This window comes from Moritella yayanosii (assembly GCF_900465055.1).
Lineage (GTDB): Bacteria > Pseudomonadota > Gammaproteobacteria > Enterobacterales > Moritellaceae > Moritella > Moritella yayanosii.
In genome coordinates this window covers 2,048,923-2,072,900 of sequence record NZ_LS483250.1, presented here as the reverse complement: position 1 = coordinate 2,072,900, position 23,978 = coordinate 2,048,923, and the positions used below count along the sequence as shown (strand labels likewise).

30 protein-coding genes and 1 riboswitch are annotated in these 23,978 nt (G+C 41.1%); of the genes, 21 read left to right on the top strand and 9 right to left on the bottom strand.

The window, feature by feature from the left end; genetic code table 11:
• Positions 1–10 precede the first annotated feature (10 nt).
• The 5 genes from MORIYA_RS09505 to MORIYA_RS09485 all read left to right on the top strand — a co-directional run bounded on the left by MORIYA_RS09505 (position 11) and on the right by MORIYA_RS09485 (position 4,215).
• Positions 11–943 (top strand): HlyD family secretion protein, encoded by a 933-nt coding sequence (locus tag MORIYA_RS09505; protein WP_232011583.1) that lies wholly within the window; start codon positions 11–13, stop codon positions 941–943.
• A 34-nt stretch (positions 944–977) separates the two neighbouring features.
• Complete coding sequence (locus MORIYA_RS09500) at positions 978–1,997, top strand: DUF2955 domain-containing protein (protein ID WP_197713371.1); 1,020 nt, start codon at positions 978–980, stop codon at positions 1,995–1,997.
• 138 nt (positions 1,998–2,135) lie between these two features.
• A complete protein-coding gene (locus MORIYA_RS09495) occupies positions 2,136–3,053 on the top strand; it encodes a permease (RefSeq protein ID WP_112714672.1) in 918 nt (305 codons plus the stop codon).
• Between the two features lie 211 nt (positions 3,054–3,264).
• Complete coding sequence (locus MORIYA_RS21595) at positions 3,265–3,630, top strand: type II secretion system protein (protein WP_112714670.1); 366 nt, start codon at positions 3,265–3,267, stop codon at positions 3,628–3,630.
• Between the two features lie 27 nt (positions 3,631–3,657).
• Positions 3,658–4,215, top strand: coding sequence for a DNA-3-methyladenine glycosylase I (locus tag MORIYA_RS09485; protein WP_112714668.1), 558 nt, complete (start codon positions 3,658–3,660; stop codon positions 4,213–4,215).
• 264 nt (positions 4,216–4,479) lie between these two features.
• On the opposite strand, the gene MORIYA_RS09475 is transcribed toward MORIYA_RS09485, so the two are convergent.
• Together MORIYA_RS09475 and MORIYA_RS09470 are read right to left on the bottom strand one after the other, a co-directional pair.
• Entirely contained in the window at positions 4,480–5,043 is a 564-nt protein-coding gene (locus MORIYA_RS09475) for a YceI family protein (protein ID WP_112714666.1), read from the bottom strand.
• 415 nt (positions 5,044–5,458) lie between these two features.
• The gene (locus MORIYA_RS09470) at positions 5,459–6,280 is read right to left on the bottom strand and encodes a 2OG-Fe(II) oxygenase (protein WP_112714664.1); all 822 of its coding nucleotides are present in this window, start codon (positions 6,278–6,280) and stop codon (positions 5,459–5,461) included.
• A gap of 160 nt (positions 6,281–6,440) precedes the next feature.
• Between MORIYA_RS09470 and MORIYA_RS09465 the strand changes: the two genes are divergently transcribed.
• Complete coding sequence (locus MORIYA_RS09465; RefSeq protein ID WP_232011582.1) at positions 6,441–6,833, top strand: type 2 periplasmic-binding domain-containing protein; 393 nt, start codon at positions 6,441–6,443, stop codon at positions 6,831–6,833.
• An 84-nt stretch (positions 6,834–6,917) separates the two neighbouring features.
• The gene (locus MORIYA_RS09460; RefSeq protein WP_112714662.1) at positions 6,918–7,526 is read left to right on the top strand and encodes a LysE family translocator; all 609 of its coding nucleotides are present in this window, start codon (positions 6,918–6,920) and stop codon (positions 7,524–7,526) included.
• 27 nt (positions 7,527–7,553) lie between these two features.
• Here the strand turns inward: MORIYA_RS09460 and MORIYA_RS09455 are convergent, their stop codons facing one another.
• Complete coding sequence (locus tag MORIYA_RS09455) at positions 7,554–8,771, bottom strand: MFS transporter (protein WP_112714660.1); 1,218 nt, start codon at positions 8,769–8,771, stop codon at positions 7,554–7,556.
• Positions 8,772–8,936: 165 nt separating this feature from the next.
• Here MORIYA_RS09455 and MORIYA_RS09450 point away from each other — a divergent pair, with 165 nt between their 5' ends.
• The 5 genes from MORIYA_RS09450 (at position 8,937) to MORIYA_RS09430 (ending at position 12,386) form a co-directional block, all read left to right on the top strand.
• Complete coding sequence (locus MORIYA_RS09450) at positions 8,937–9,812, top strand: LysR family transcriptional regulator (RefSeq protein WP_112714658.1); 876 nt, start codon at positions 8,937–8,939, stop codon at positions 9,810–9,812.
• An 86-nt stretch (positions 9,813–9,898) separates the two neighbouring features.
• Complete coding sequence (locus tag MORIYA_RS09445) at positions 9,899–10,744, top strand: AraC family transcriptional regulator (RefSeq protein WP_112714656.1); 846 nt, start codon at positions 9,899–9,901, stop codon at positions 10,742–10,744.
• Between the two features lie 44 nt (positions 10,745–10,788).
• Complete coding sequence (locus MORIYA_RS09440) at positions 10,789–11,529, top strand: AzlC family ABC transporter permease (protein ID WP_232011581.1); 741 nt, start codon at positions 10,789–10,791, stop codon at positions 11,527–11,529.
• Between the two features lies 1 nt (position 11,530).
• Entirely contained in the window at positions 11,531–11,854 is a 324-nt protein-coding gene (locus tag MORIYA_RS09435) for an AzlD domain-containing protein (RefSeq protein ID WP_232011580.1), read from the top strand.
• 10 nt (positions 11,855–11,864) lie between these two features.
• Positions 11,865–12,386, top strand: a complete 522-nt coding sequence (locus tag MORIYA_RS09430) for a GNAT family N-acetyltransferase (RefSeq protein ID WP_112714654.1) — start codon at positions 11,865–11,867, stop codon at positions 12,384–12,386.
• 35 nt (positions 12,387–12,421) lie between these two features.
• On the opposite strand, the gene MORIYA_RS09425 is transcribed toward MORIYA_RS09430, so the two are convergent.
• The 4 genes from MORIYA_RS09425 to MORIYA_RS09410 form a co-directional block, all read right to left on the bottom strand.
• Positions 12,422–13,303, bottom strand: a complete 882-nt coding sequence (locus MORIYA_RS09425; RefSeq protein WP_232011579.1) for a VirK/YbjX family protein — start codon at positions 13,301–13,303, stop codon at positions 12,422–12,424.
• Positions 13,304–13,449: 146 nt separating this feature from the next.
• Positions 13,450–13,773, bottom strand: a complete 324-nt coding sequence (locus tag MORIYA_RS09420; protein ID WP_112714650.1) for a hypothetical protein — start codon at positions 13,771–13,773, stop codon at positions 13,450–13,452.
• Between the two features lie 2 nt (positions 13,774–13,775).
• Complete coding sequence (locus MORIYA_RS09415) at positions 13,776–14,084, bottom strand: hypothetical protein (RefSeq protein ID WP_112714648.1); 309 nt, start codon at positions 14,082–14,084, stop codon at positions 13,776–13,778.
• A gap of 10 nt (positions 14,085–14,094) precedes the next feature.
• Complete coding sequence (locus MORIYA_RS09410; protein ID WP_112714646.1) at positions 14,095–14,511, bottom strand: hypothetical protein; 417 nt, start codon at positions 14,509–14,511, stop codon at positions 14,095–14,097.
• Between the two features lie 297 nt (positions 14,512–14,808).
• On the opposite strand from MORIYA_RS09410, the gene MORIYA_RS09405 reads away from it, so the two are divergent.
• From MORIYA_RS09405 to MORIYA_RS09385, 5 genes are all read left to right on the top strand, one after another.
• On the top strand, positions 14,809–15,231 hold the full coding sequence (locus MORIYA_RS09405) for a PACE efflux transporter (RefSeq protein ID WP_112714644.1): 423 nt from the start codon (positions 14,809–14,811) through the stop codon (positions 15,229–15,231).
• 146 nt (positions 15,232–15,377) lie between these two features.
• Positions 15,378–15,701 carry a N(4)-acetylcytidine aminohydrolase gene (gene yqfB, locus MORIYA_RS09400; RefSeq protein ID WP_112714642.1) on the top strand — a complete coding sequence of 108 codons (324 nt, stop codon included), beginning with the start codon at positions 15,378–15,380 and terminating at the stop codon, positions 15,699–15,701.
• A 429-nt stretch (positions 15,702–16,130) separates the two neighbouring features.
• A riboswitch (cobalamin riboswitch) is annotated at positions 16,131–16,271 on the top strand.
• 154 nt (positions 16,272–16,425) lie between these two features.
• Positions 16,426–17,106, top strand: a complete 681-nt coding sequence (locus tag MORIYA_RS09395; protein ID WP_112714640.1) for an energy-coupling factor ABC transporter permease — start codon at positions 16,426–16,428, stop codon at positions 17,104–17,106.
• Between the two features lie 135 nt (positions 17,107–17,241).
• Positions 17,242–17,949, top strand: a complete 708-nt coding sequence (locus MORIYA_RS09390) for a pseudouridine synthase (protein ID WP_112718537.1) — start codon at positions 17,242–17,244, stop codon at positions 17,947–17,949.
• Positions 17,950–18,086: 137 nt separating this feature from the next.
• A complete protein-coding gene (locus MORIYA_RS09385) occupies positions 18,087–19,163 on the top strand; it encodes a ChaN family lipoprotein (RefSeq protein WP_112714638.1) in 1,077 nt (358 codons plus the stop codon).
• A gap of 4 nt (positions 19,164–19,167) precedes the next feature.
• Here MORIYA_RS09385 and MORIYA_RS09380 read toward each other — a convergent pair whose 3' ends face one another.
• Positions 19,168–20,097, bottom strand: a complete 930-nt coding sequence (locus MORIYA_RS09380) for a hypothetical protein (protein ID WP_112714636.1) — start codon at positions 20,095–20,097, stop codon at positions 19,168–19,170.
• Positions 20,098–20,228: 131 nt separating this feature from the next.
• Between MORIYA_RS09380 and MORIYA_RS09375 the strand changes: the two genes are divergently transcribed.
• Positions 20,229–20,498: an Lrp/AsnC ligand binding domain-containing protein gene (locus tag MORIYA_RS09375; RefSeq protein WP_112714634.1), complete on the top strand. Its 270-nt coding sequence runs from the start codon at positions 20,229–20,231 to the stop codon at positions 20,496–20,498.
• 22 nt (positions 20,499–20,520) lie between these two features.
• Here the strand turns inward: MORIYA_RS09375 and MORIYA_RS09370 are convergent, their stop codons facing one another.
• The gene (locus MORIYA_RS09370) at positions 20,521–21,159 is read right to left on the bottom strand and encodes an alpha/beta family hydrolase (protein ID WP_112714632.1); all 639 of its coding nucleotides are present in this window, start codon (positions 21,157–21,159) and stop codon (positions 20,521–20,523) included.
• 235 nt (positions 21,160–21,394) lie between these two features.
• On the opposite strand from MORIYA_RS09370, the gene MORIYA_RS09365 reads away from it, so the two are divergent.
• From MORIYA_RS09365 to MORIYA_RS09355, 3 genes are all read left to right on the top strand, one after another.
• Positions 21,395–21,772, top strand: a complete 378-nt coding sequence (locus MORIYA_RS09365) for a DUF2237 family protein (RefSeq protein ID WP_006030403.1) — start codon at positions 21,395–21,397, stop codon at positions 21,770–21,772.
• 99 nt (positions 21,773–21,871) lie between these two features.
• Positions 21,872–22,207, top strand: a complete 336-nt coding sequence (locus MORIYA_RS09360) for an ArsR/SmtB family transcription factor (RefSeq protein WP_112714630.1) — start codon at positions 21,872–21,874, stop codon at positions 22,205–22,207.
• Positions 22,208–22,444: 237 nt separating this feature from the next.
• Positions 22,445–23,890 carry a glutathione synthase gene (locus tag MORIYA_RS09355; protein ID WP_112714628.1) on the top strand — a complete coding sequence of 482 codons (1,446 nt, stop codon included), beginning with the start codon at positions 22,445–22,447 and terminating at the stop codon, positions 23,888–23,890.
• Positions 23,891–23,978 lie beyond the last annotated feature (88 nt).

Below are 23,978 nucleotides of genomic sequence, written 5' to 3'. Positions count from 1 at the left end.
TGGTTATGTGGTGCAACTCGCACCTGAAGTGTCGGGGCCGATCATCGATGTCGCGATCGGTAATAATCAGCATGTTGAGAAAGGACAACTGTTGTTTACCATTAATCATAGTAAATACACCCTTGCGGTTAACGAGGCGAAAGTGGCGTTGCAGCAAGCGTATGAGCAAGAAAAATCACTGTATGCGCAGGTCGAAGCGGCCGTCGCGAACACGGCAAGCAGTAATGCTAATTATCACAATGCCACCGCAGAGTATCAGCGTATCAGCAAGCTGGCGAAAAAGAATTTAGTCTCTACGTCGATGCGCGATAGGGCGTATGCCAATTACCAAGCCGCGCGTTCGACACTGCATGCCTATAAGCAACAAACACTCGCGATTAAAGCCAAGTTAGGAGAGAGCGGTGGTGATAGTTCGCTGGTGATGGCGGCTAAAAATCATCTTGCTCAAGCGGCGTTAGATTTATCCCATACCCAAATTTTTGCGCCTAACAAAGGGGTGATCACCAATCTACAACTTGAAGTGGGTGCGATGGCAACGGCGAATCAACCTATGCTGACCTTTATTCCGATCGATTCGTTGTGGGTTGCCGCTGATTTTAGAGAGAAGGCCATTGCGCTGATCAGTAAAACATCCGCCGCGTATGTCACCTATGATGCCTTGCCGGGGCAAGTATTTAACTTTACTGTCGCCAGCCGTGATTTTGGCGTGGCAGCAGCGCAGCAAACCGCGAGTGGCCAATTAACCTCGGTTGAAGTCAGTAATCGTTGGGTGCGAGATGCACAGCGGATCAGGGTAAACCTATCCAGCGAACAGGTTATTCCTGAACAACTCTTTGTCGGCTCACGTGCGACTGTGGTGCTTTACCCTGTTGATAATGTCTGGTGGCAAACCTTGGCAAGTATGCAAATTAATCTTGCTGGTCTGCTGCACTATATTTATTAAGTTCATCTAGGTTTATTAAGTCTATCGGGAAAGTATGATGAAAACGATGCGAATTTGGTTTGCTTGTGTGTTTGGCTTGGTGTTAAGTATGGTGTTTGGTTGGTCGTATGGATTTTTTGCGGTGTTATTACCCGCGTTTATTATCGTCCGTGCGGATGATTGGCATTGCAGCTTAATAACCCAAATGGTTTTCGGCATTATTTGGGTGACGTTGGAGGTCAATTTTATTTCAGGATTCTTGCAACCTTACCCTTTCTTGATGACTGTTGCGGTGGCGATGTTATTTCTCAGTAAATGCATCGCTATGACCAAACCAAGCGGTTATCTGTTTGGGTTTACAGGCTTGCTGGTGGGGTCTATTACGCTTAATTTTATCAGCTATCCGAATTTTGATATTGAAGAATTCACGCTGACATTGTGGGTCAGTGCGCTTGCTATCTATCCTATTTGTGCGCTGGCGTATTATTTGTTTCCCGAGCCTGTGCGCGAAGCAGAGGATAGGGCATCACACATCAGTAATGGCGCAGTACAACACGATCATATTGGCTTGTTACGGCAAACCGCAATGGGCTGGAGCATATCCATGTTGGCGTTTCTGATTTTTCAGTTTGGCGATCTGAGTGATTCTTTATCTGCGCAAGCGTCTATTTTTGTTGTCCTCACACCAATGACCTTTATTGGTTCAATGGCCGCCGCTAAAATTCGAATAAGCGGCACATTTTTAGGGTGTTTGGCTGGTATGGCAATTCAATTAGGTTTATCAAGTTGGGCTAATAATGGGCTGCTATTTTTAATGGCGTATGCGATAGCCGCTGGTTTCTTTGCCCGGTTATTATCATTGGGTGGGGTTAAATCTGGCCTTGGTTTTTCGGCTCTGGCCGCGTTATCTGTGCCTCTTACCACCGCTTTCCAGCCGGGACAGCAAGATGCTTTCTTTTCGATTCTCTATCGTTTTAGCTCGATTACCTTGGCCGTTATCCTGACGTCGTTGGCGATATGGCTGACTCATTGTGTTTTAGTTCGAGTGATTAAATCACCGGCTGAATGTCGTTAAGTATGTTTGAAGATTACTATATTAGTTATTCGATTTTTATATTTCTAAAATTATATTTCGACATTTATGGAAATAGTTTGACATGATTTATTTATAGGTTTATATTTCGAACATTCCAGAAATATAGAGATTAAAATCATGTTCAACATTACACAAGCAATGGTGATGGATACCTTAGGTATGTTTGCTTTCTTAGCCGCAGAGTTAACGGTGCTTTTTTTACTGATTAGTTATCTAGTCGGTGTGCTGCAAGAGTATATTCCGCCAGCCAAGATCCAAAGTATCCTGAGTGGTAAAAACGGTAAAGGTTATATCGTTGCCGGTTTGTTAGGGGCGATCACACCGTTCTGTTCATGTTCAACAATTCCTTTCTTGAAAGGTTTGTTACGCGCCAAAGCAGGGTTCGGTCCTATGATGGTGTTCTTGTTTGCCAGTCCGCTATTAAACCCTATTATTATCGGTCTGTTTGCCGTTACCTTTGGTATGAAGGTAACCGTGTTTTACTTTACTATTGCAATGGGCGTATCCGTTATCGCTGGTTATACCTTAGAAAAACTGGGTTTTGAAAAATACGTCAAACCACAAGCGTATATTGAACCAGAAGCCAAAGGGTGTGCATCTGCGTATGGCGGTAAACAAGCACCGGTAAGCAAGTGGATGAAAATTTGGTACAGTACCTGGGCTGACTTTAAAAAAGTGCTACCTTATTTAATCGGTGGTATTGCGTTGGGCTCAATGATTTACGGTTTTATGCCAACAGAATTTGTTGCGCGTATCGCGAGTGAAGATAACCCGTTCGCAATTCCGGTTGCTGCCGTCATTGGTATTCCACTTTATATTCGAGCAGAAGCGGTGATCCCATTAAGTGCCGCGTTAGCAGCAAAAGGTATGAGTCTTGGCGCTGTGATGGCATTAATCATTGGCAGTGCAGGCGCGAGTTTAACAGAAGTGATTTTGCTTAAATCTATTTTCAAAAACCAAATGATCGCCGCGTTCTTGTTCGTTATCTTAGGGATGGCTGTAGGTGCTGGCTTTCTATATCAGTTCATTTTCTAAGCGATATTTTTAGTTAACAAAGCGTGACATCGTTATCGGTGTGGCGTTTTTTAATTTTTGCTTAAAGAAATCAGGTTATTATTAATTACATAGTAAAATAGTTAAAGATGAATTAATTATTTTGTAATTAAACATGTGGTACTAAGTATTTTATTGGGCATACTGTTGCAAATCTCTAACATAGAGTGAAAACGTTTAACAGAGAGAGATAATGGACTTTACTGCTTCTAAAAGGAATAAGGGTTTTACGCTAATTGAATTGGTTATTACCATTATTGTGCTTGGTGTGCTGGCCGCAACAGCGGTACCACGTTTTATTGATTTAAAAGATGATGCAAAAAAAGAAACGGTTGAAAATTTTCACGGCAGCCTGAGGGCAACGGTGCGATTACTGCATATGAAATCCCAAATCGATAATTTATTGGGTGATAATGTCACCATTGCCACCGATTATGAAGATAATGGCTACTCGCGCATTGGTTATGGTTCGGGGGATCTAAAGAGCGGTTTGTGTTATGCCGAATATCACCACACCGACTTGGCTCAAGATTTCACGGTTAAAACAGCGGGCTGCTGATTTATTTTTTTGACTAAAGGACAAGCAATGAACAACAGATGCACTTGGTGTGGCGAAGACCCGTTATACGTAGCTTATCATGATGAAGAGTGGGGCGTGCCAGTTCATGATGAACAACGCTTATTCGAATTTCTGATCTTAGAAGGTGCGCAAGCGGGACTCAGTTGGATCACCATATTAAAAAAACGTGAAAACTATCGAAACGCTTTTCACCAGTTTGATTATACGATTATCGCCAATTACACCGAAGACGATGTTAAGCGCTTACTCGCTAATGAAGGGATTGTCCGCAATACCTTAAAGATAAGATCAGCAATAAAAAATGCCAAGGGATTTTTGAATATTCAAGCTGAGTTTGGTTCGTTTGATGCCTATATTTGGGCCTTTGTTAACGGCGTTACCTTGCAAAATGATTTACCCTCACTGGCTGCAACCCCGGTAAAAACTGAAATATCAGAAGCCATGAGTAAAGATTTGAAGAAGCGGGGTTTTAATTTTGTCGGGCCCACGATCTGTTATGCCTTTATGCAAGCAATCGGCATGGTCAACGATCACACCACCGATTGTTTCCGCCATCATGAGTAACCCGGTGATGCAGAGGCGAGTTGCAGCATCCCATGGATGTAACCAGCTTGATGTTCTGAATAACCATTGTTCACTAAGATACTCGGTAACCAAGCCAAGTGTCACACCGCAATCATATTTCGTTAAGTTCAGATGTCTGTATGTTATTTGTTGATCCTGATATTTCCGGCATACCCGACCACCGAAACAATATATGAAACAGTTAGTTTAAATATGAGGGGCTGGAAAAGGGTGAACCGCTATTTCAAACGGTCGTGTCGAGAATTATTTTTTAAATACTAGATTAATATTTAAAGGAATAATATCAGAAAGGGCAAGGCCGCCGACTGTTGCTGCAAGCTTGGTTAAGTTCTCTGTAGGAATACCAAAATCACTGGCTCTGACGATCACTGGCGCATACGAACTGACGGTGATGGTATTCTTTGTTTTCGTGATAATGACAGGGAAGTTAAATGTTTTCTTATTACCATAGAAAGACACGTCTGCAGGTACGGTCAATTTGGTAATATCTTGCGCTAACGCGGCTAATTCAAACTGCCCCGTGATATGGACTGTCGGATTTAACCCTGAATTAAAAAATAATGAATTAAGCCGATCATTTCTGATGCCTATACCTGTTTCAACATTGATCACTGGAACCGTGATAGCAAATTTACCATTATCATCTAGGCTACCCGTGAGCCCACTAATTGTTGCTGGTTCCACTACAAATTGTTTTTTGATGGTGGCAAAGCTCACCGATGAAAAATCAGTCATTATATTAAATTGGTCAGATGCGAATGATTGAAATGAAAGTAATACCAGTGATAAAAATATGTTAATTCTCATGTTTATTTTCCTTATTAAGGTGATGTTCAATAATATCGCGCTAGACTGATAATACTTATCACGTTTTCATCACTTTTTCATCACATCTTTATCACATCTTTGTCACTTTTGTTGGGGGCTAGATTACTCAAGGCTGGTACTAGCGTTGCTTTATGCATTAAATGTCCATGACTTACGAGTAGTTTCTGTAATTTCGGTGTTTTGATAAGGCTCCATGGCATAGACGGCACTGCGATATTTGTCGCGCATAATAAGTCACTATGATACCTTCTGAAAACCAATAACAATTGCCACTGAGTCCTATTTTTTGACTGTATAGTCCATTGCTGATCCTTGCGGGTAAGTGCTTGCGAAGTAACACTTAACTCAATTTAATTATGGACGATAGCAAGGCCTCATCACGAGGCTAGTGGCATTATTTTTTATAAATCTGCTTGGTTTTTATCATGCCTAAAGGAAACAGTTTTCGCACGCTTTGACGCAACGCATTATCAGCTTGTAAAGCCACATCTCTGACGCCCTGCTCGGGCCTACCGCGAAATGAAGTGACATGGAATTGATCTGTGGGTTTGAGCGCATCATCCGAAAAGTAATAATTTGATACACAGGTTCTATTTTTATCGGCGGTGATGGGGCTAACGGAGTGCCATGACCCATCATGTGTGGCCATGACGATGAGTCGATTGAATGAGCTATCTATGGTGAGTTGCTTGTTTTCGATGCCGCCGGGCCAGAGTTCTAAATTACCGCCGTTGGCCTGCTGCCAATCTGGTGTTACATAATATAACAGGTTGAGAACACGCCATTGTTTGCGGTCTTTTTCATGTGAATTGTCTAAATGCGGGTTGAGGAACTGGCCTTGGTGCATCAATGAAATTCCCCCTGCATACAGGTTTTCATCGGGATAGAGGCTATCAATACCACAAATATTTTTAATTAAGGCAAGAATACGATGGTCTTGAAATGCAAAAATAGTTTCTTCTAATAGTGGATGGTGATCATTCATTTGGGCGGTGACGTATTTGTATTCTCTGAGGTTATATTTGCCACCAATGAGCATCATGTCGTTATAGCTGGGAAATGCATCATGTATTTTTGTGGCTAAATCAACGGGAAGGAAGTTATCAATATAGAAGTAACCAATATTACTGACAGAGCTCTCATACATATTTTTGACTGTTTCAGCTTGCTCCGTTATTTTAGCGATAATTAAGTCTGCAATATCGAGTCTGTTCATCGTTTACCTACTTTCACACTGTTTGCTCAGTTGATATCAATTTTAGCACATGAAAAAAGACTCAGAAGCGGCGTTCTAGCTAGCTAAATAGCGGCATCACTATTTAATGAATAAGCTCAGAGAGTTAACGTTTAAAATCATGACAAAGAAAATTTACGTTATGATGACTAATCGATTGTCTTGTATGGCGAGTGCACCTTTGAATAACTACAAATTATTACCGGCGTTAATTTCGATATTACAAACTCGTAATTTGACCGAGTCGGCACGACAACTCAATGTCACGCAGTCGGCGATTGAACTGTTAGTAAAGACGGATACCTTACTGACGACACCATTACATATCGCGGCAGACTTTGCCCAGACATACGATCTCCGGATCATCGCACTGCCGATCGCATTAAAACCACAGCAGTATTACTTGTTGAGGCATGCCAAACACCATCAAGATCCAGAACACACTTGGTTTAGAGAGTTGTGTCATCCGTTCCTAAAAAATCATCTTGAACGTACGAAAACACTAGGTATGAAATTACTTCATACCTATAAGTAGTAAATACAGTTTTCACTCATGCTTTGGCTGCGTTAATATGAGGGCAATTAATTAAACTGATATAAAATAAATTAGGGGGTGAGTATGGAATTAACTGCATGGCTGTCTTTAGCACTGATTTGTATGATGGGCGCGATGACACCGGGTCCGAGTCTGGCGGTGGTATTAAAGCATACTATTTCAGGTGGTCGGGTTAATGGTGTTGCAGCCAGTATTGCCCATGGGGTAGGTGTCGGCGTGTATGCGACGTTAACTGTGGTTGGTTTAGCGATTGTGATCCAACAAACGCCTTGGTTATTTAATGTCATTAAATATGCCGGTGTGGCGATGTTATTACGCTTGGCTTATAAGGCATTAACGTCAAAACCTGCGTTAGGCGATGTTGCTCAACAGCAAGAAGTGGTGACCTTAAAAGACAGTATTGTACAAGGTTTTATGATCGCGTTTCTGAATCCTAAATTAGCGATATTCTTTTTAGCGTTATTTGGTCAATTTGTCGAAGCGGATGCGGGCTGGTTACAAAACCTGATCATGGTGGGTACGGTATTTAGTATTGATACCTTGTGGTATTGCCTTATAGCAGTGGTGTTATCACAGTCGGCGATGTTGGATAAATTAAGAAATAATGTGCATAAGATTGATAAGGTAACTGGCGTGGTATTGCTGGCGGTTGCTGCGCGTGTAGCTATGTAGCATCAGGGTTATGAAAATAGATAAGCGTCACTGACAAGACACAAGCTTGTCAGTGACGTCGATGTGTGGATTGCGAGAAACCCATTGAAGCGCCAAGACCAACCCCACCATGAGGGTATGAATAATGCTTGTTGCGGTTAATACCGCCCACCAACCACCGACTTGCCAGCAGTAGATAAGAATAAAGCCACCGACACTACCACCCGAATAATAGATCACTAGGTATAGCGCGGTTGCGGTTGATTTACCTTGTGTTGCGCTGCGGCCAATATGACTGTAAGCCAGCGCATGAATAAAGAATGCGCCAGCGCTTAATACCAATAACCCGATCATGATTGCGATTATTGTTTGCACCGACATGATGATTAAACCAAGCACACTAATGCTAATACCCAATAGGATCCCGCTGAATAAACTGTGGGAATGCATCCAGCGACCACTTAATCTTGCTGATAATGTACCGCTGAGGTAGCACAAGAACATCAGTGATAATAGACTGGCAGGTAGTGAAATGGGCGCGGCAGATAATTTAAATCCCATCACCGAAAACACATTAATAAACACGGCAAAATTTAATCCACCAATCAGCATAGCCAAGATTAATGTTGGCGTTTTAATATGTCTTAATATTTGTTTTCCGTGTGTACGCAATCGTCCTGGCTGGGCAATAAAGTGGCGTTGTTTTAATATCAGCGGAAATATAATGAGTAGAGCCATGCCACTGAGTATCGACATCGCAAGCGTGGTCCACTGTAAGCCGATTGCATCTGTCATCACCCCGCCATATATCCGACCAATAATACCGCCTAAGGTATTCGCACTGATGTAACCGCCTACTGCGATCAACAATGCGGGGGGCGCGAATTCTTCTGCCATATACGCCACTGCCACAGCAATGAATCCTGCGAGCACAATACCGAGTAATGCACGCAGTAAAATTAATGTGTGTAGATCTGAGCTAATAAACATTAAAAGGTTAATAAAGGGAATGAGTATTAAACTGCAACGCATGATGGGGCGGCGGCCGATCACTTCAGATAAGATCGCCCAAGGCAGCAGTGATAAGGCGATAGCCAGGGTGGTGCTGGAAAATAACCAATTAACTTGTAATTCAGAGGCGTTAAACTTAACCATGAAATACGGCAGCAGCGGCTGAAAATAGTATAAATTGCAAAACACCAGAAATGAGCCCAGTCCAAGCCCTAAGGTGACTTTTTTATAATCTTGAGAATGCAGTGCAATCATTCATCCGTCCTGCTGATAACTAAGGTAAATAGCTAAGGTAAATAGTTAAGGGAATAGCATGATCTGCTTTATTAAGCTCATGCGGTACTAACAATGCTTATAGAGTAGTGGAGTAGTGCTAATATGAAAAATATATAAATATCATAGAAGGTATCTATTTTAGTTATGCTTAATTCTAAAATACTGCATTATTTTGCCACGATTGTTGCACAGGGCAGTTATACCAAGGCGGCCAAGCATCTTGGTATAGCCCAGTCGGCGCTGAGTATTGCTATGCGTAAATTTGAACAGAAAATTGGTATGCCGTTATTGATCCGCAGCAGCAAAGGTGTGGTGGTTACCAAAGAAGGTGAAGTATTACTGGTTCACAGCAAGGATATTCTGGCTCGTATCGTGGATGCTGAAATGGCATTAAACGATTTACGCGATCTTGAACAAGGTGAGGTCAGAATTGGTATTCCCGGGATGATGGGATCGTATTTCTTTCCCGAGATCTTAATGGCATTCAAGTTTAAGTACCCTAATCTAAATCTGAGTATTGTCGAAGATGGTACGCAAATCATTAAAGAAAAGTTACTCTCGGGTGAATTAGACTTGGGCGTTATTGTCGATGATCATGTGCCTGATAGCTTGCAAATTCAGCGTTTAATTCGTCCGCAGATGGTGGCTGCTGTCGGAAAAAATCATGCCTTGGCAGAGGCGAAATCGGTGACTTATGCTGACTTTTTTACCCATGAATTAGTGATGTTTAAGGCCGGTTATTTTCATCGCGAAGTGATTGATGGTTTATGTAAAGCCAATAATATGACCGCGAAGTATTCTTTTGAAACCAACTTGATCACCATGATCCTTAATATCGTGAAGAATGAATTTGCCATTACCGCATTATTGGAGTTGGTCACAGATCAAGAAGCGGACGTTAAAGGCATACCGTTTGATCCACCGATTTATTTGGATCTGGCACTTGCGTGGCGTAAAGATGGGTATTTATCGTTGGCTAATCGACGCTTTGTTGAGTTTACCCTGGCGCAGGTGAATTAATATAAAGGCCACTTTAGCCAATATATCTTCAAAAATATAAGCAATATTGTACTATAAAATAACGCTTTAATAGGATGAGTAAGCAGATGTCTCACATCAGCAAGGAAAAAGCTGAATTTAAAATCGTAGATGCCTTTAACGGGTTGGAAATTGTCGATGCTGATTATCAAGAGCAGACATTTTCAAAACATGTGCATGAAGGTTATACGATAGGCGTTATCGATAAAGGCGCACAACGGTTTGAACGCAGTGGCAGTATCCATATTGCCGATGAAAATTCGATTATTTTCGTCAATGCCGACGATGTCCATACGGGGGAGTCGGCGACACAAGACGGTTGGCGGTATCGGGCGATGTATCCGCATCCGTCACATTTTGAGAGTATGACGAATGATCTCTATGATGGTCAGTTTAACGCGCCTTATTTTAATCATGCCGTGGTTAAAGACCCACAGTTATCAGCGCAATTAAGATTACTCTTTACCCAGATCGATAATAACGCTTCAAAATTACTCATTGAAACGATCTTATACAGCATCATGATGTATATGACGCTCCGCCATTCATCGATGAAAAACACACCGGATGATATATCGGGCAGTAAGCAGAGATTATTGTTAGCGAAAGAATATCTTGATGCCTATCCTGAAGAGAATGTGTCACTGCTAACGCTGGCGACGATGGCTGGACTCAGTCAGTTTCATTTTATCCGTCAATTTAAAAAAGTGTTCTATATTGCTCCGCATAGTTACCAGATACAGATGCGATTAAAGAAGGCTAAAACATTGTTAATGCTCGGGGTTAAGCCCGTGCAAGTGGCGATTGATTGTGGTTTTCACGACCAGAGTCATTTCAATCGACATTTTAAAAAAGCGATGGGTACATCTCCCAGTAAATTTCAAAAACAAGCAGTTTTGTACAAGATGCTTTAGCACTTTAACTTTAAGCTACTTCTAAATATTGAAGGAGTTTACTTATGCTAAATGAAACTGATGTCGCCTGTAACCTTGTAACAAGCCCTATAACAAGCCCTATAATAAGCGATGTAAAAACAATTAATCGTGCGGTGCTCGATATTATGCCGTTGGCACTGGCGACGGTACCGTGGGGGATCTTATGCGGTTCGCTAGCCATTAAAATTGGACTGACTGCGATCCAGACTCAGTTAATGTCGTTATTGGTTTTTGCTGGTGCGGCACAGCTCGCCAGTATTACGATTTTGGGCGCAGCGGGAGCCATCTCCTCTATTTTTTCATCTACCTTTGTGATCAGTTCTCGCCATCTTTTATATTCAGCGGTGTTTAGAGAGCATGTTCGGCAGCGATCTTTTTTATCACGCTGTTGTATTGCCTTTTTCCTCACGGATGAAATGTTTGCAGTCACTTGTGCTTATATCGAGAAACATAAGACCTTCTCGGCGTTATATGCGATAAGTGCTGGTATTACGTTTTATGTCGTTTGGAATGTCTCAACGTTCGCAGGCATTGTTGCGGGGCAATACATTCCTAACCTGGAAAATTTAGGGCTAGAGTTTGCGATAGCAGCGACCTTTATTGCCATTGTGATCCCGTCAATCAAAGATCCATCCATCCTCATTGCTGTACTTGTGAGTGGCTTTAGTGCCTTAGTATTATCTATTTACATCCCTGATTCTGCACTGATTATTGCAACTATCACTGGCATGTTAGCGGGCTATTTTACCCCAATTAAGGAGTAAGATGATGGATGATTTTTGGTTAGTGTTAGGAGGGATGACATGTATTACGTTTTCATGTCGGTATTTGTTTTTATCTCGACTTGTTTCATTTGAATTAAGTCCGAAAATAAAGCGTGCTTTAAGCTTTACAGCCCCAGCGGTATTAACCGCGATGTGGGTGCCGATTGTATTTTTAGGACATCAAAGCAGTGAGGTAGCATTTTTGAATAGTCCGTTTTTATATGCAGGTTTATTGACTGTGTTATTAAGTTTAAAAATAAAGAATACCTTAGCTGTGGTATTTATAGGTATGTGTGCTTTTATGGTATTTAGGCTTACTTTGTAAAAGGAATAATATGCAGATCACAACCCCGCGCTTAAGTATGCGTCAAATAATGGCACAAGATTGGCCGTTGTTTTTACGGTTACATACCGAATCACGTGTGATTGAAAAATGTTTTGATCAACCAAGTGACGATGATATTCGCGCTAAGTTTGAATCGCGTTTACCTCACTGGTCTGTGACCTCGGGTGCTTGGCTGTGTTTGCTGATCACCGATGTTGAAACCAATACGGCGGTTGGCATAACGGGATTCGATTATGATGGCCGATCTGCAGAAGTTGGTTGTCTGTTATTACCGGAATATTTTGGCTTGGGCTATGCCACTGAGTCATTGCTGGGACTTATCGCTTGGGCAATGCGCGTGCACCTTATCTCGGTATTTCAAGGTATTGTCACTGAAGGTAATAGTGCTTCAGAGAAGGTATTGGCGAAGTGCGGTTTTAAGCTTAATGAAGTGATACCGCAAGCGTATAACATAGGCGGCATATTGTATGCTGATCGGATTTATAAACTGAATACAAATTCACAGGCTTAATGTTGTGAACTTGTATCTAGCTGTTGATTATGTTCTTAGGCTGCTTGTTCGTTTTGCACTATTGGATTTACCAGCCAAGGCGCTAAATTTTTCGCCATCTCTATTTCAGTGTCATCTAACCATTGGTATCGCTTAGTGTACATTTTTCGTTTGGTTTTTTTCAATGTTAGCGGATCTTTTCGTGGAGTGAACACTGACAAGCCAAACATGTATGGGTCGATTTTTGTCGCTTCAAATTCGTTCCATAAACCATCGTAATCAAAGGTCACTGAGTTTCGTTTTGAGCCCATGTAGCGTATTGCTTGATAGATATGACCTTTGTTAGAAATCGCTTTTACTTCACTGATCCCTAAAATACGGGACAGCATTAACGCCATTTCAACCAATAATGATTTAGTGCGTAAACCATGTAATGATTTGGTTAATTCTTTAATCAGCGCATGGCGATTTTCTACTGAATCACGAGGACCTTGTAACATACCAATATGCATTGTTTTAGTATGCGTACCAGAAATATTACAGGATAAAGCATAGACACTTTGGTTTTTGCCGTTAACTAAACGAATGCCAAGTCCGCCTTCTCGACTTGAGCCTCGATATAGCTGAATGCGATATGTCTGTCCGCTTAAACTTTCGAACGCTAAGATGGTAATACCGTTACTTGAAATAACGGCATTAGCATGTTCACCAAAAGTATCATCAATAAATTGGTAATGCTGGGTTAAGTGTTTAATTCGTTCCTTACTTGACCAGTTAACACAAAGATAAGGTTTCAGTGGTTTCTCTAGGATCTCGGGATTATTTTTTAATATTGGCTTTAAATGCTCGCTGGAAAAAAGCGTCGCCATCGCATTGACAGCCTTACCGTTTGTCATTGCCCAAAAATAGAATCGTCCTTTTTTTTGTATCTTTCTCATTCCTTTTACATTAGGGTAAATTAGGTTTGTCAGTTCAGAGAGATTAATCTTAGGCATCAATTTGTTATTCCTAGTAAACGAGCATTAATGAGTAGTATTTCAATTGTACTGTATTTAACATTTCGACACTGTCCGGTCGGCGACAATTAGATACAAATCCCTTTCATCAAGATCTTATTATTCCAACTTAAGAAACCATGGTCTGTTGAATACTGGGTGCTGACTGCTGTTAATTCACCATCACATTGCGTAATGAGTGAGTTACGTGCGTCATCGACATAATTAGTATCAAACGCAAAGCCTAAAATAACATGTTGCTGAGCCGTTGTTTCAACGTAACGGTAATCAGTATTGGCTGGTATTGTGTGTTCAAAGCCCGCCACGTTAACCATGTGGATACTGCTAGTACAGCCATTTAATACCAACAAACCAGGCAGTAGTATTAAGGTGCTAATTCGTTTTTTTATCATCGTTAGGCCTTAGGCAGGTCGCAATACCCACTCACAATAACTTCACGTTTGAATACTAAAACATAGCTTGTGGTTTGGTGCTTGGTGTAAACACCACTGATTTTACCGCCGACACATTGTTGTTTTAATTTTGTTACTGCGCTATCAGCAAAATCATTCTGAGTGGTGAAATTCATAAACACCCAATCATGTGCATTCGCCTCGACAAGCTGGCCTTTATCTTTTGGTATTTGTGTCATTGATACACTGTTTAAACCAACACAACCACTCAGTGTTAAAACGATAAGCAGTAAATAAAAATTACGGTTCATGATCTTTTCCTTACATTATACAGTCAGCGTCGATGCGAACAATTTCACCACTGGCAATGGCATAATCATTTGCTTCTCGAATACTACGGATAGCGGTTATTTTGCCGGATGGGCATTGGGCATAAAGTTGATTTAGTACATTTTGAGCGTAGCTATCATTAAATACGGGATAACCGGTTCTTGGTCCCATATTCATTAGTGCCCAGATAGTTCTGAGTGCTTCTACCTCATTGCTGCCTGATGCGTTTTTTACTATTGCATCCGTAACCGCTAAAGCGGCGTCTATATTTACCGTGTTTTCAGACACTGTTACTGAAATCGGTTTTAGTTGTCCTTGGCTTTGGTCTATATCACCGATTTGGATATGATCCATTCGGGCACAGGCAGAGAGTAATAGTATGGGGGTAAGCAACAAATATTTTTTCATTGTGAATTTCCCATTCGTTCACATTAGTGCATAACACGAAGCGGTTTGATGTTGATATAACAGGCTTAGATAAACCTTTATATAAAAATACATTGTAAATGGGCCTAGGGTATTTAGGCGTAAAGTTATGTATGCCTTTGTCAGGAAATCTAATCATGATTTAATCATCTATCCGAAAATCGGGTGGAAAGTAACTTTTTATTATTATTTTTCATATAGAATAGCAGCCATAACTGATGTTTAGACGAGCATTCCTACTACAGTAATGCTTAGAATGATGATGTGGAGATCGATAAAATGAGAACAAGATTAGACCGTATTAGACACGCTATTTTATTTGAGATAATTGGTTTAGTGGCGATCATGGGTATATTAAGCCAATTAGGTTTTGAGCTTGGTCATGTTGGTGCTATGGGTGTATTATTCTCAGTTGTAGCGACGGGCTGGAACTATGTTTACAACATTGGTTTTGATAAATACATGTTGAAAAAAATGGGAACCGTGACGAAAACAACCCTGATCCGTATTGTGCATAGCTTAGGGTTTGAAGGCGGCCTGCTGTTTTTAACTATTCCGTTTATGGCGTGGTTCTTAGATTTGAGTTTATGGAATGCGTTTGTGCTTGATATCGGCATGGTTGTTTTCTATTTGTTTTACGCTTATGGCTATAACTTAGCGTATGACAAGCTATTTCCAGTGCCTGCAGTGACGGCTCAATAGGCCAATTTATAAAGCGGTGGCTAAATGTAGTCACCGCTTTTTCTTACACTTTTCCCACCCTAAATAGCGTTTATACATAAATATTAGCGCAATGCAGTTTTCTGTTGCTACAATAACTATCTCTTATTTTTATAGTTGAAATCTGTATGACACAACCAACTACCATGACCTTCTTTGAACGCTTCGAAACCGATATTCTTTCTGGTAAAAAAACCATTACCATTCGTGATGAATCTGAAAATAACTATGTCCTGGGTTCGACAGTAACGGTTTCTACGCTAGAAGGCGGACGTGAATTTTGTCGATTAACTATCCTGTCTGTAGAGCCTATGTTATTTACTGAGCTGTCGAACTTTCATGCTGAGCAAGAAAACATGACATTAGCCGTGCTTAAAGCGGTGATCCAAGATATTTACCCGGGCATTGAACAGTTATATGTGGTGTCTTATAAGCTCGTTGGTGCGGCTTAATCGATAACTTGTAACACGATCTTACCACGCTCGCGATATCTACTTCATCAACCACGTGTACCTTAATGAGTACTTGATTATTGGCAATCTCTGGCTTAGGTAATACATATTAATGTTATCAATGTATTGGCACTTACGTAATGATCGTGATCCGGCATTATTATGGTTAAGAAAACAGGTATTAGCAGTGTTACAGACGCACTTACATCCCCGATTAGAATCGGTGTTGTAGCGATTTTCAAACGCGTTAAGGTTTTATGATTAGTATGAAAATCTTTATACTTTGAGTTTTCATTTCTTTTAGCCTGAATAGCAGCGTCGCATTAAATTATAATGCTGGTTTTTTATTTATTTTCAAATGCTTGTTCTGATTTGACTGTGTTTTATGTTGTTGCCTTTAAATTGACGGCAATGAAAAAAGTGTGTAGTTTCCTTGCCTGTTCTTCTGGTGCTGATTTTTTACTTAAATTTAGCAGGGAAGTTGGTGTGAATCCAACGCTGCCCCCGCAACGGTAATTGAATGTTTTATTATTCATAAGTCCGGAGACCGACCTTAAGAATTTAAGAATAACGTGAACAAGCGGAGGGCTTGGGCAAGTGGTTATTAGCTACATATTTTAGTTATATTTACATATTCTAATTATATTTTTCATATGCTAGTTATAGTTGACCTCTGTCGTCGTTCTTTCGTATTTTATTATATTTTAAATTACGAGGAAAAGTTATGCATATTGAACCAGGAATGGTTGAAGCAAGTAAAGTTGGACTGTCTTATATTTCTGCTGGTGCAGCGATTGGATTAAGTGCCAAATTTACCTGGGAACATATTAAAGACCAGGGGATGACGTCTTTATTATTCAAGTCGTTACTCGCCATTATTTGTGTCTTTCTGTCTTTTGAAGTGTTGCCACATGAACCTGTTGGGGTATCGGAAGTCCATCTCATTATGGGGTCGACATTACTCCTTATCTTTGGGATTGCGCCTGCTGCCATTGGTCTTATTATGGGCTTGTTAATTCAGGGGGTATTTTTTGCACCGTTTGATTTACCTCAGTTTGGCATGAATGTAACGACGTTAATTATGCCGCTAGTTGTTATGTCCTATCTGGCTAAAAAGATCATTGATCCTAAAACGGCTTATAAAGACCTGTCTTATTCACAAGCATTTAAACTCTCTACTGCTTACCAAGGTGGTATCGTTGCTTGGGTTGGTTTTTGGGCGTTCTATGGTCAAGGTTTTGGTGCTGAAAATGTCGCCTCTATCTCTTCTTTTGGATTAGCCTACATGACGGTCATTATTGTTGAACCATTCGTTGATTTGGCTGTATTAGCGCTTGCCAAGCAGTTCCCTAAACTGGCCAACACGCCATTCATTGCAAACCGTGTGTTTAGTGCAGCAAGCTAAATGTAGTAAATCTTGTTGTGGTTAATATCACTTGCCCTCTCTATAAATATTAAAGAGGGCAAGCAGATTAATTATTTTACTTAATCATGAGAACACGGATAATAGCGATCTTTATTTGATTATAGAATGTTGTTAATGCGCCTTGATAAGTTTGTTTGTAAGAGTACTGAGTTAACCCGAGCCGACGCAACCGCGATGATCACTGGCGGCTGTGTATCGGTTAATCACGATGTCATTTTAGATGTTGCTACACAAGTACATGAAAATAACCACATCAGTTTAAATGGCGAGAGACTCACCGCAAGGCCGTCTCGTTACATCCTCTTGCATAAACCCGCTGATACCATTTGTTCTAATATCGATGAAGCGTACCCGTCATTATTTAATTATATCGATGTCGCTAATGCATCAGAATTACATGTTGCCGGACGTTTAGATGCCGATACTACTGGGCTAGTACTGGTGACCGATGATGGCCGTTGGTCATTTAATATTATTACCCCAACCCAACATTGTCAGAAAGTTTATCGAGTCGGCTTATCTCGTCCTATTGGCGATGATGTCGCGGCTAAATTTGCCCATGGCGTGCAATTACAAGGCGAACCGCAATTAACCCGTCCGGCAATCTTGGACGTTGTAAGCTCAAAAGAAGTATTACTGACAATTACCGAAGGTAAATTTCATCAAGTAAAACGCATGTTTTCGGCTGTGGGCAATCGGGTTGTGAGCCTACACCGTGAAAAAATTGGTGCAATACAGTTGGATGTTGCCGTCGGGCAGTGGCGTTATTTAACCGATGATGAAATACATTCATTCACACATTCATTGGGGGATGATGCGTAATGATTAATCCCGTTAGGCTTTATTGATCATCCCGATATCTGCACGAATACTGATTATTTAAAGGGCGATATAATACATGATTCGCTATTACAAATGAGATGCATTACTATTTATGGTCGTTATTATTAGGGTGTTATATGTTTACTTTTACTCAGTTAGGTTCTCCATTTGCAGGTGTATTTAAAAATTATAAACGCAGTTGTATCTGTGCGGTACTTGTTTCCATACTTGCTGGTTGCACAAGTTCTTCTTTCTTGTCTGCGGCAGATGAAACGAACCTGTCATTGGAAGTAACTACTTACTATGATTATAATTTACAGTCGCCGTCGGGTCAGGATATTAATTTAAAAGACTTTGTTGCAGACATTCAACATGCCGATGTGGTGCTGGTGGGTGAGTGGCATACTCATGCTGGTATTCATCGCTTTCAAACTGAATTATTACAAGCCATGATTGCGGCTAACGGCAATGTGACCCTATCAATGGAACAGTTTACTCGCGATAAACAAGCGATTGTGAATGCTTACTTAGCGGGTGAAATAGGGGAAGGGACGCTAATAAAACAAGCGAATGCCTGGCCAAATTATACCAGTGATTATCGTCCACTTGTTGAGTTAGCAAAGCGTAACAATATTGATATTATCGCTGCCAATGCACCGAAAAATATCATCCGTTGTATCGGCAAAGCAGGTATTAGCTATGTGGACAAATTACCTGCGGATGAACGCATGTGGTTAGCGGCGAATATCAATACCCAAGACTCACCGTACAAAACCCGTTTTATGGCGTCGATGCATCATGGCGATGAAAGCCAAAATGAGCATAAATTTGCTTCGCAAGTGACATGGGATGAAACCATGGCTGAGAGCATTGTTAACTATTTAGCCGATAACGCGAATAAACCATTATTAGGTAGTAGAAATAAACTGTCTGTAGTTAGTAAAAATAAACAAGTCATGCATATTGCCGGTAAATTCCATACCGAGAATGGCTTGGGGACGGCGGCCAGTATTTTGGCGCGCGCACCCGAGTTGAACGTGGTTATTATTACGCCTGTTGACGTGAATAGCGCGATGACGACAACTGTAACCTCATCACACGACTATCGCTTACAAGTGATAACGCCACCTAAGCAGTTTGTAAAAAAAGCTAACATGATGGCGTCATTCAAAGGCTTGTCTAAGCGTAATGATGACCTTAAATGTATTGAGTAAATGCTTATCTGATTTTAATGTATGCTTCCTGCTTGATACAGCGTGCTAAAATAGCGATAACAATAAAACCAAATACTAATCGTCCCCATAAAATCGACATCACATCTGCACCTAGCAGTAAGATTAAGAGCGTATCTTCAATAATGCTGTGGGTTAGTCCTAAAAAGCAGACCGCGAGGAAAATATCACGCTTACTGATTTTACCTGTACGCGCCTCATCAATTAATAACCCCGCACCAAAACTTAAGCCCAGAACTAAACCAATCACACAAACATTGGTGGTTTCTTTACCTATGGTTAATGCTTTTAAAAATGGCGATAGCAGCGTTTGCATGATTTTTTCGATCCCACACCATTTTAATAACCGCAGTAATATCATCAGTGCAGCAATGATAACAAAGATAGAGGCGAGCATGGTTAATTGCGCTATGCCCCAATCAAATAGGCTGGATGATGCGGGTGTCGGTTGCCACACTATCTCGGCAGGTTGCTGTCGCCAGTTTCCCAATAGGTACACTTGATTGGTGATCATACCCAGTATAAAACCGCCGCCAATACGCAGTGGTAAGGTCACGCACCAAGAGATACCCGTAAGCTTGGCGACAGCGCCTTCAATAGGTAAAGAATGTGCCAGTAGCATCATGATACCAAGGACTGATACTTGGGCTACGGTGAGTGGATTATCGCCAGCTAAATCAAAAAATACCGCCATACCCGTATAGATATTGGTGAGCATAGCGGTTGCCCATACCAAGCCCATCGCTTCGGGTAAACCAACCAAACTCATCAGCGGTGCTAACAGCTTTCCTAACCACACAGTGCCGCCAATCATATCTAATACTTTAACGATAATAAGCGTGGGTACCATGACTTTAAGCAGTGTGAGATAAACACGCCAAACGTCGAGAAATAAAGATTTTAAGCTTGTTAGCATGTGACGGTTTCCATGTCTGTGAGGTAATTAATGTGTTATGGCGTTTATTATATTCAAGCGGCTAGAAATGATTTCAATAATCAGGTACAAATATTTCTATATATTTCTTATTTACTGAGGTTAAGTTAATTATGTTTCTCGATCGGATTGATAAAGCCATTTTGCGCCAGTTACAGCAAGATGGCTTTATTAAACATATCCGCTTGGCCCCCGAGGTCAGAGAATGTTATCAAGTCACCGGAGAAGTGGATTTTGTGTTATTGGTGACGGTTGAAAATATGCAGCAGTATGACGACTTTTGCCAACGTTACTTGTACAGTGACCCGAATATGAAAAACTTTAAAACCCAGATATCGATGAACCGAGTAAAATATGATACCTGCGCTGTGATCCCCGATTAGCAGATTAAAGCGATTAAGATACCTATGCTAATACCTGCTTAATAAACGCCGCCATATTATCTATGGTTTTCTGCAGGTGAGCTCGATGGGTAAAACCACTTTTTACTCTTGGTTTTAAATCATGATCGCCATCTTCTAGCCATAACCAGTCAATATTATCTGGTAAGCCATAACTCGCCACTTCTTCTTTGGTGCCTAACTTATCTCGCTCACCTTGAGCAATAAAAATCGCTTGTTTAATCAAGGAGAAGTGCGCGGTGCGTAATGTTTCGGGTTTATTGGCGGGATGAAAAGGAAAACCTAAACAGGCGATGCCTTTTATTTTTGAATTAACGGATAACTCATCTGTCGTTGGATCGGATGCCACTAAACTGGCCATGCGTCCGCCCATTGATTTACCCCCGATCACCATAGGTTGGTCAATGCTGGCAATAAGTTGTTGGTATTGGGCGATGAGTTTCGGCGCACGCTCTGGTGGTCGGCGAGTACCATTATCAACACGTTGCTGCATATAAGGAAAATTGAAACGTGCCACGCGTATTCCCTGTAAGGCTAATCCTTTGGCGATGGTTTCCATAAAGTCAGCACTCGCAGGCGCGCCAGCACCGTGAGCAAATACAAATAATGGGCCATCAACAGGGCCGTTATAAATGAGTTCCATGATCTTCCTATGCCGTGAATAGTATCTATGCGCAAGAACGCATTAAAAGGTCATTATAAGCGATTGTTAGACTATTGACACGATTGCTAGACTATTTACGCGATTGCTAATAGCGGCGTAATGACATCATCAAACACGCACCATAGACGGTTAAAATAATAAGTGCTAGGGTTATCAAGTTTCAACTTTACTTTAATTCTAAGTAATCTAACTCTTACTATAAAAGGCGTTTGTAATGGAAATGTATGATTCAGTCAATGTATTTGGCGAAGCGTTGGAATTATGTGGCGATGATCCTATGACTGGTTTTTATCGTGATGGTGCCTGTAATACCTGCAGCCAAGATGCGGGTTCGCATACGGTGTGCATTGAAGTGTCGGCTGAATTTTTAGAATACTCGCGTTTTAAAGGTAATGATTTATCAACACCGGTGCCAGAATCTGGTTTTCACGGTTTGCGAGCGGGTGATCGTTGGTGCTTGTGTGCCGCGCGCTGGTTACAAGCGTTAGAAGATAAGATGGCGCCTAGAGTGTATTTAAAAAGAACTCATATACGCGCATTAGAGATAGTGCCAATGGAATTACTTAAACGTTATACCATGGATTTGAGCTAGCGTATGAGGATGCCCTTTGTTGGTTCAGTTGGCATCCCACATATGTTTCTGCTAGTATCGAAATATATGTTGTTAACGGGTATGGTGGAGATATAAATAATGGATATTGATGTAATTGCGAAAGCGCTGAAAGAACTGGGGCATCCAACGCGATTAACTATTTTTAAAAGTATTATTCGCGCCGGTTATCAAGGTATTGCTGTGGGTGGTTTGCAATCACAATTATCCATTCCAGGGTCGACGTTATCACACCATATCGCTAGCTTAGCGTCTGCAGGATTACTGTCACAGCGCCGTGAAGGACGTACTTTGTACTGTGTGGCTGAATATGAAAAATTACAATCTGTGATTGGTTTTTTACAAGATGAATGTTGTATTGATGAAGTGAAGAACACTATTTGCAATGACAGCATTGGTAACGAAAAGCAGTGTTAGTACATTTTTAACTGTTTTTTAAATTATGGTTTTAACTATTGTTTTTATTAAGCTTTTACACCACCTATTCTGAGTGGTGTTTTTAATTTCCTGTCTTTTTTGTGCTTCATATAGTTCTGCATTTATGGCAATATATTTGACAGTTAAAACCAGCCAATCTATATTACCAGTTTTATGGAAATAGTTGGCATCGATTATTGGTGATGCTTTAACGTTGTTTGCAACGGGGTCGACAGTATGAATAATGTAGAAATAGCGGTTACAGATAGTGTTGAATGGGCATTCGCGCACTCGTTAGTGTTCAAGCAAAGTAATGCCAGTAGTTTGCATTGCCCGTTCACCTTAACGCCAAGCAGTATCGATAAAGTACGTTTTGAGGGGCTGCAGCAGGCGGCTGGATTGTTTGGTCAATTATTACATGCTATTTCCAAAGATGACGATTTTATTCAACAAGCTATAGCACCTATTGCCGATACAGATCCTTTATTTTCGGCATTATTAACATTACATAATAAGTTATCGTTAACCCAATCTCGTCGAGCGACGCCTTTACTGATCATGAGAACTGACTTTATGGATGATCAGCAATTAGGTCCTAAGTTGATCGAGTTTAATGGGATTGCTGCTGGTATGGGGCCTTTTGGTCAACGCGCATCTGAATTGCATCGTTACATTGCGGCGCAGCATGCTGATTTATTTCAAACTTATGTAGAGCATCATCATTCTCAGAACCAACCAGGCACACAAATTCAGCCTGAATTTATCGCGAATGATGCAATCGAAAAACTCGCGGATGGTATCGCCAAGTCTGCACGTATGATTAAACAAAAACACAATGATGCGGGTAAACCGACGTTTGTCATGGTAGTGCAAGCGCATGAAGATAATGTCTATGACCAGCGTTTATTAGAATATGCGTTACATGCAAAAGGTATTCGCACGTTAAGGAAAACATTTACCGAGTTACACGGCCAATTGTCGACAGGGGATAACCATCGTCTGTTATTAAATAATGAGCCAATTGATGTGGTCTATCTGCGTGCCGGTTATCAGCAGTGTGATTATTATGATAAAACCATTATCGAAAAGTATTGCTGCAGAACATTGATGTCGGTTCGGATGATGCTAGAGCAGCATGATATTGCGATGAATGCGACCATCGCTCAGCAACTGGCATCGAGTAAACGGGTACAAATGTTGTTATCTAATTTACCTGCACAAGCACTGATGAAATTTGGGTTAACTGAGCAAGAAGCATTCACCATTAAACCCTTTTTTGGTGAGATGCTGCCATTGCATGCTGATTCAATTGCGCATTTGATGACAACTGGACTCGATAATTGGGTATTGAAGAATCAGGGCGAAGGTGGTGGTCATTGTGTGTTTGGTGAGGATATTGTGACTAAACTAAGAACACTTGATGAAGCTGAGTATGAGTCTTGGTCGTTGATGCGCAAAATCGTGCCCCTGCCTCGTTCGCACCCGACCATGATTATTCGCAATGGTGAAGCGAGCATGATTGGCGATATGATCAGTGAAATCGGTATTTTTACCGTCAACATTGATGGTGTTGCTATTGATGATGCTGTGGCGGGGTATTTAGTGCGGAGTAAACCGGCGAACGTTATGGAAGGCGGGGTTCATAGTGGACAGGGAGCAGTCGATTCATTGGTTTATCGTTAGTGTTTTTCATATCATAAACGCCATGCTCATTTAATTTAAACGTGTTGACATAGCGCTCTGCCGCGCTCCATTACCGCGTGATGAACAT

Coding starts and splice junctions, on each gene's coding strand:
- MORIYA_RS09500 (WP_197713371.1), top strand. CDS start 978: ATGATGAAAACGATGCGAATTTGGTTTGCTTGTGTGTTTGGCTTGGTG.
- MORIYA_RS09495 (WP_112714672.1), top strand. CDS start 2,136: ATGTTCAACATTACACAAGCAATGGTGATGGATACCTTAGGTATGTTT.
- MORIYA_RS21595 (WP_112714670.1), top strand. CDS start 3,265: ATGGACTTTACTGCTTCTAAAAGGAATAAGGGTTTTACGCTAATTGAA.
- MORIYA_RS09485 (WP_112714668.1), top strand. CDS start 3,658: ATGAACAACAGATGCACTTGGTGTGGCGAAGACCCGTTATACGTAGCT.
- MORIYA_RS09475 (WP_112714666.1), bottom strand. CDS start 5,043: ATGAGAATTAACATATTTTTATCACTGGTATTACTTTCATTTCAATCA.
- MORIYA_RS09470 (WP_112714664.1), bottom strand. CDS start 6,280: ATGAACAGACTCGATATTGCAGACTTAATTATCGCTAAAATAACGGAG.
- MORIYA_RS09465 (WP_232011582.1), top strand. CDS start 6,441: ATGATGACTAATCGATTGTCTTGTATGGCGAGTGCACCTTTGAATAAC.
- MORIYA_RS09460 (WP_112714662.1), top strand. CDS start 6,918: ATGGAATTAACTGCATGGCTGTCTTTAGCACTGATTTGTATGATGGGC.
- MORIYA_RS09455 (WP_112714660.1), bottom strand. CDS start 8,771: ATGATTGCACTGCATTCTCAAGATTATAAAAAAGTCACCTTAGGGCTT.
- MORIYA_RS09450 (WP_112714658.1), top strand. CDS start 8,937: ATGCTTAATTCTAAAATACTGCATTATTTTGCCACGATTGTTGCACAG.
- MORIYA_RS09445 (WP_112714656.1), top strand. CDS start 9,899: ATGTCTCACATCAGCAAGGAAAAAGCTGAATTTAAAATCGTAGATGCC.
- MORIYA_RS09440 (WP_232011581.1), top strand. CDS start 10,789: ATGCTAAATGAAACTGATGTCGCCTGTAACCTTGTAACAAGCCCTATA.
- MORIYA_RS09435 (WP_232011580.1), top strand. CDS start 11,531: ATGATGGATGATTTTTGGTTAGTGTTAGGAGGGATGACATGTATTACG.
- MORIYA_RS09430 (WP_112714654.1), top strand. CDS start 11,865: ATGCAGATCACAACCCCGCGCTTAAGTATGCGTCAAATAATGGCACAA.
- MORIYA_RS09425 (WP_232011579.1), bottom strand. CDS start 13,303: ATGAGAAAGATACAAAAAAAAGGACGATTCTATTTTTGGGCAATGACA.
- MORIYA_RS09420 (WP_112714650.1), bottom strand. CDS start 13,773: ATGATAAAAAAACGAATTAGCACCTTAATACTACTGCCTGGTTTGTTG.
- MORIYA_RS09415 (WP_112714648.1), bottom strand. CDS start 14,084: ATGAACCGTAATTTTTATTTACTGCTTATCGTTTTAACACTGAGTGGT.
- MORIYA_RS09410 (WP_112714646.1), bottom strand. CDS start 14,511: ATGAAAAAATATTTGTTGCTTACCCCCATACTATTACTCTCTGCCTGT.
- MORIYA_RS09405 (WP_112714644.1), top strand. CDS start 14,809: ATGAGAACAAGATTAGACCGTATTAGACACGCTATTTTATTTGAGATA.
- yqfB (WP_112714642.1), top strand. CDS start 15,378: ATGACACAACCAACTACCATGACCTTCTTTGAACGCTTCGAAACCGAT.
- MORIYA_RS09395 (WP_112714640.1), top strand. CDS start 16,426: ATGCATATTGAACCAGGAATGGTTGAAGCAAGTAAAGTTGGACTGTCT.
- MORIYA_RS09390 (WP_112718537.1), top strand. CDS start 17,242: ATGCGCCTTGATAAGTTTGTTTGTAAGAGTACTGAGTTAACCCGAGCC.
- MORIYA_RS09385 (WP_112714638.1), top strand. CDS start 18,087: ATGTTTACTTTTACTCAGTTAGGTTCTCCATTTGCAGGTGTATTTAAA.
- MORIYA_RS09380 (WP_112714636.1), bottom strand. CDS start 20,097: ATGCTAACAAGCTTAAAATCTTTATTTCTCGACGTTTGGCGTGTTTAT.
- MORIYA_RS09375 (WP_112714634.1), top strand. CDS start 20,229: ATGTTTCTCGATCGGATTGATAAAGCCATTTTGCGCCAGTTACAGCAA.
- MORIYA_RS09370 (WP_112714632.1), bottom strand. CDS start 21,159: ATGGAACTCATTTATAACGGCCCTGTTGATGGCCCATTATTTGTATTT.
- MORIYA_RS09365 (WP_006030403.1), top strand. CDS start 21,395: ATGGAAATGTATGATTCAGTCAATGTATTTGGCGAAGCGTTGGAATTA.
- MORIYA_RS09360 (WP_112714630.1), top strand. CDS start 21,872: ATGGATATTGATGTAATTGCGAAAGCGCTGAAAGAACTGGGGCATCCA.
- MORIYA_RS09355 (WP_112714628.1), top strand. CDS start 22,445: ATGAATAATGTAGAAATAGCGGTTACAGATAGTGTTGAATGGGCATTC.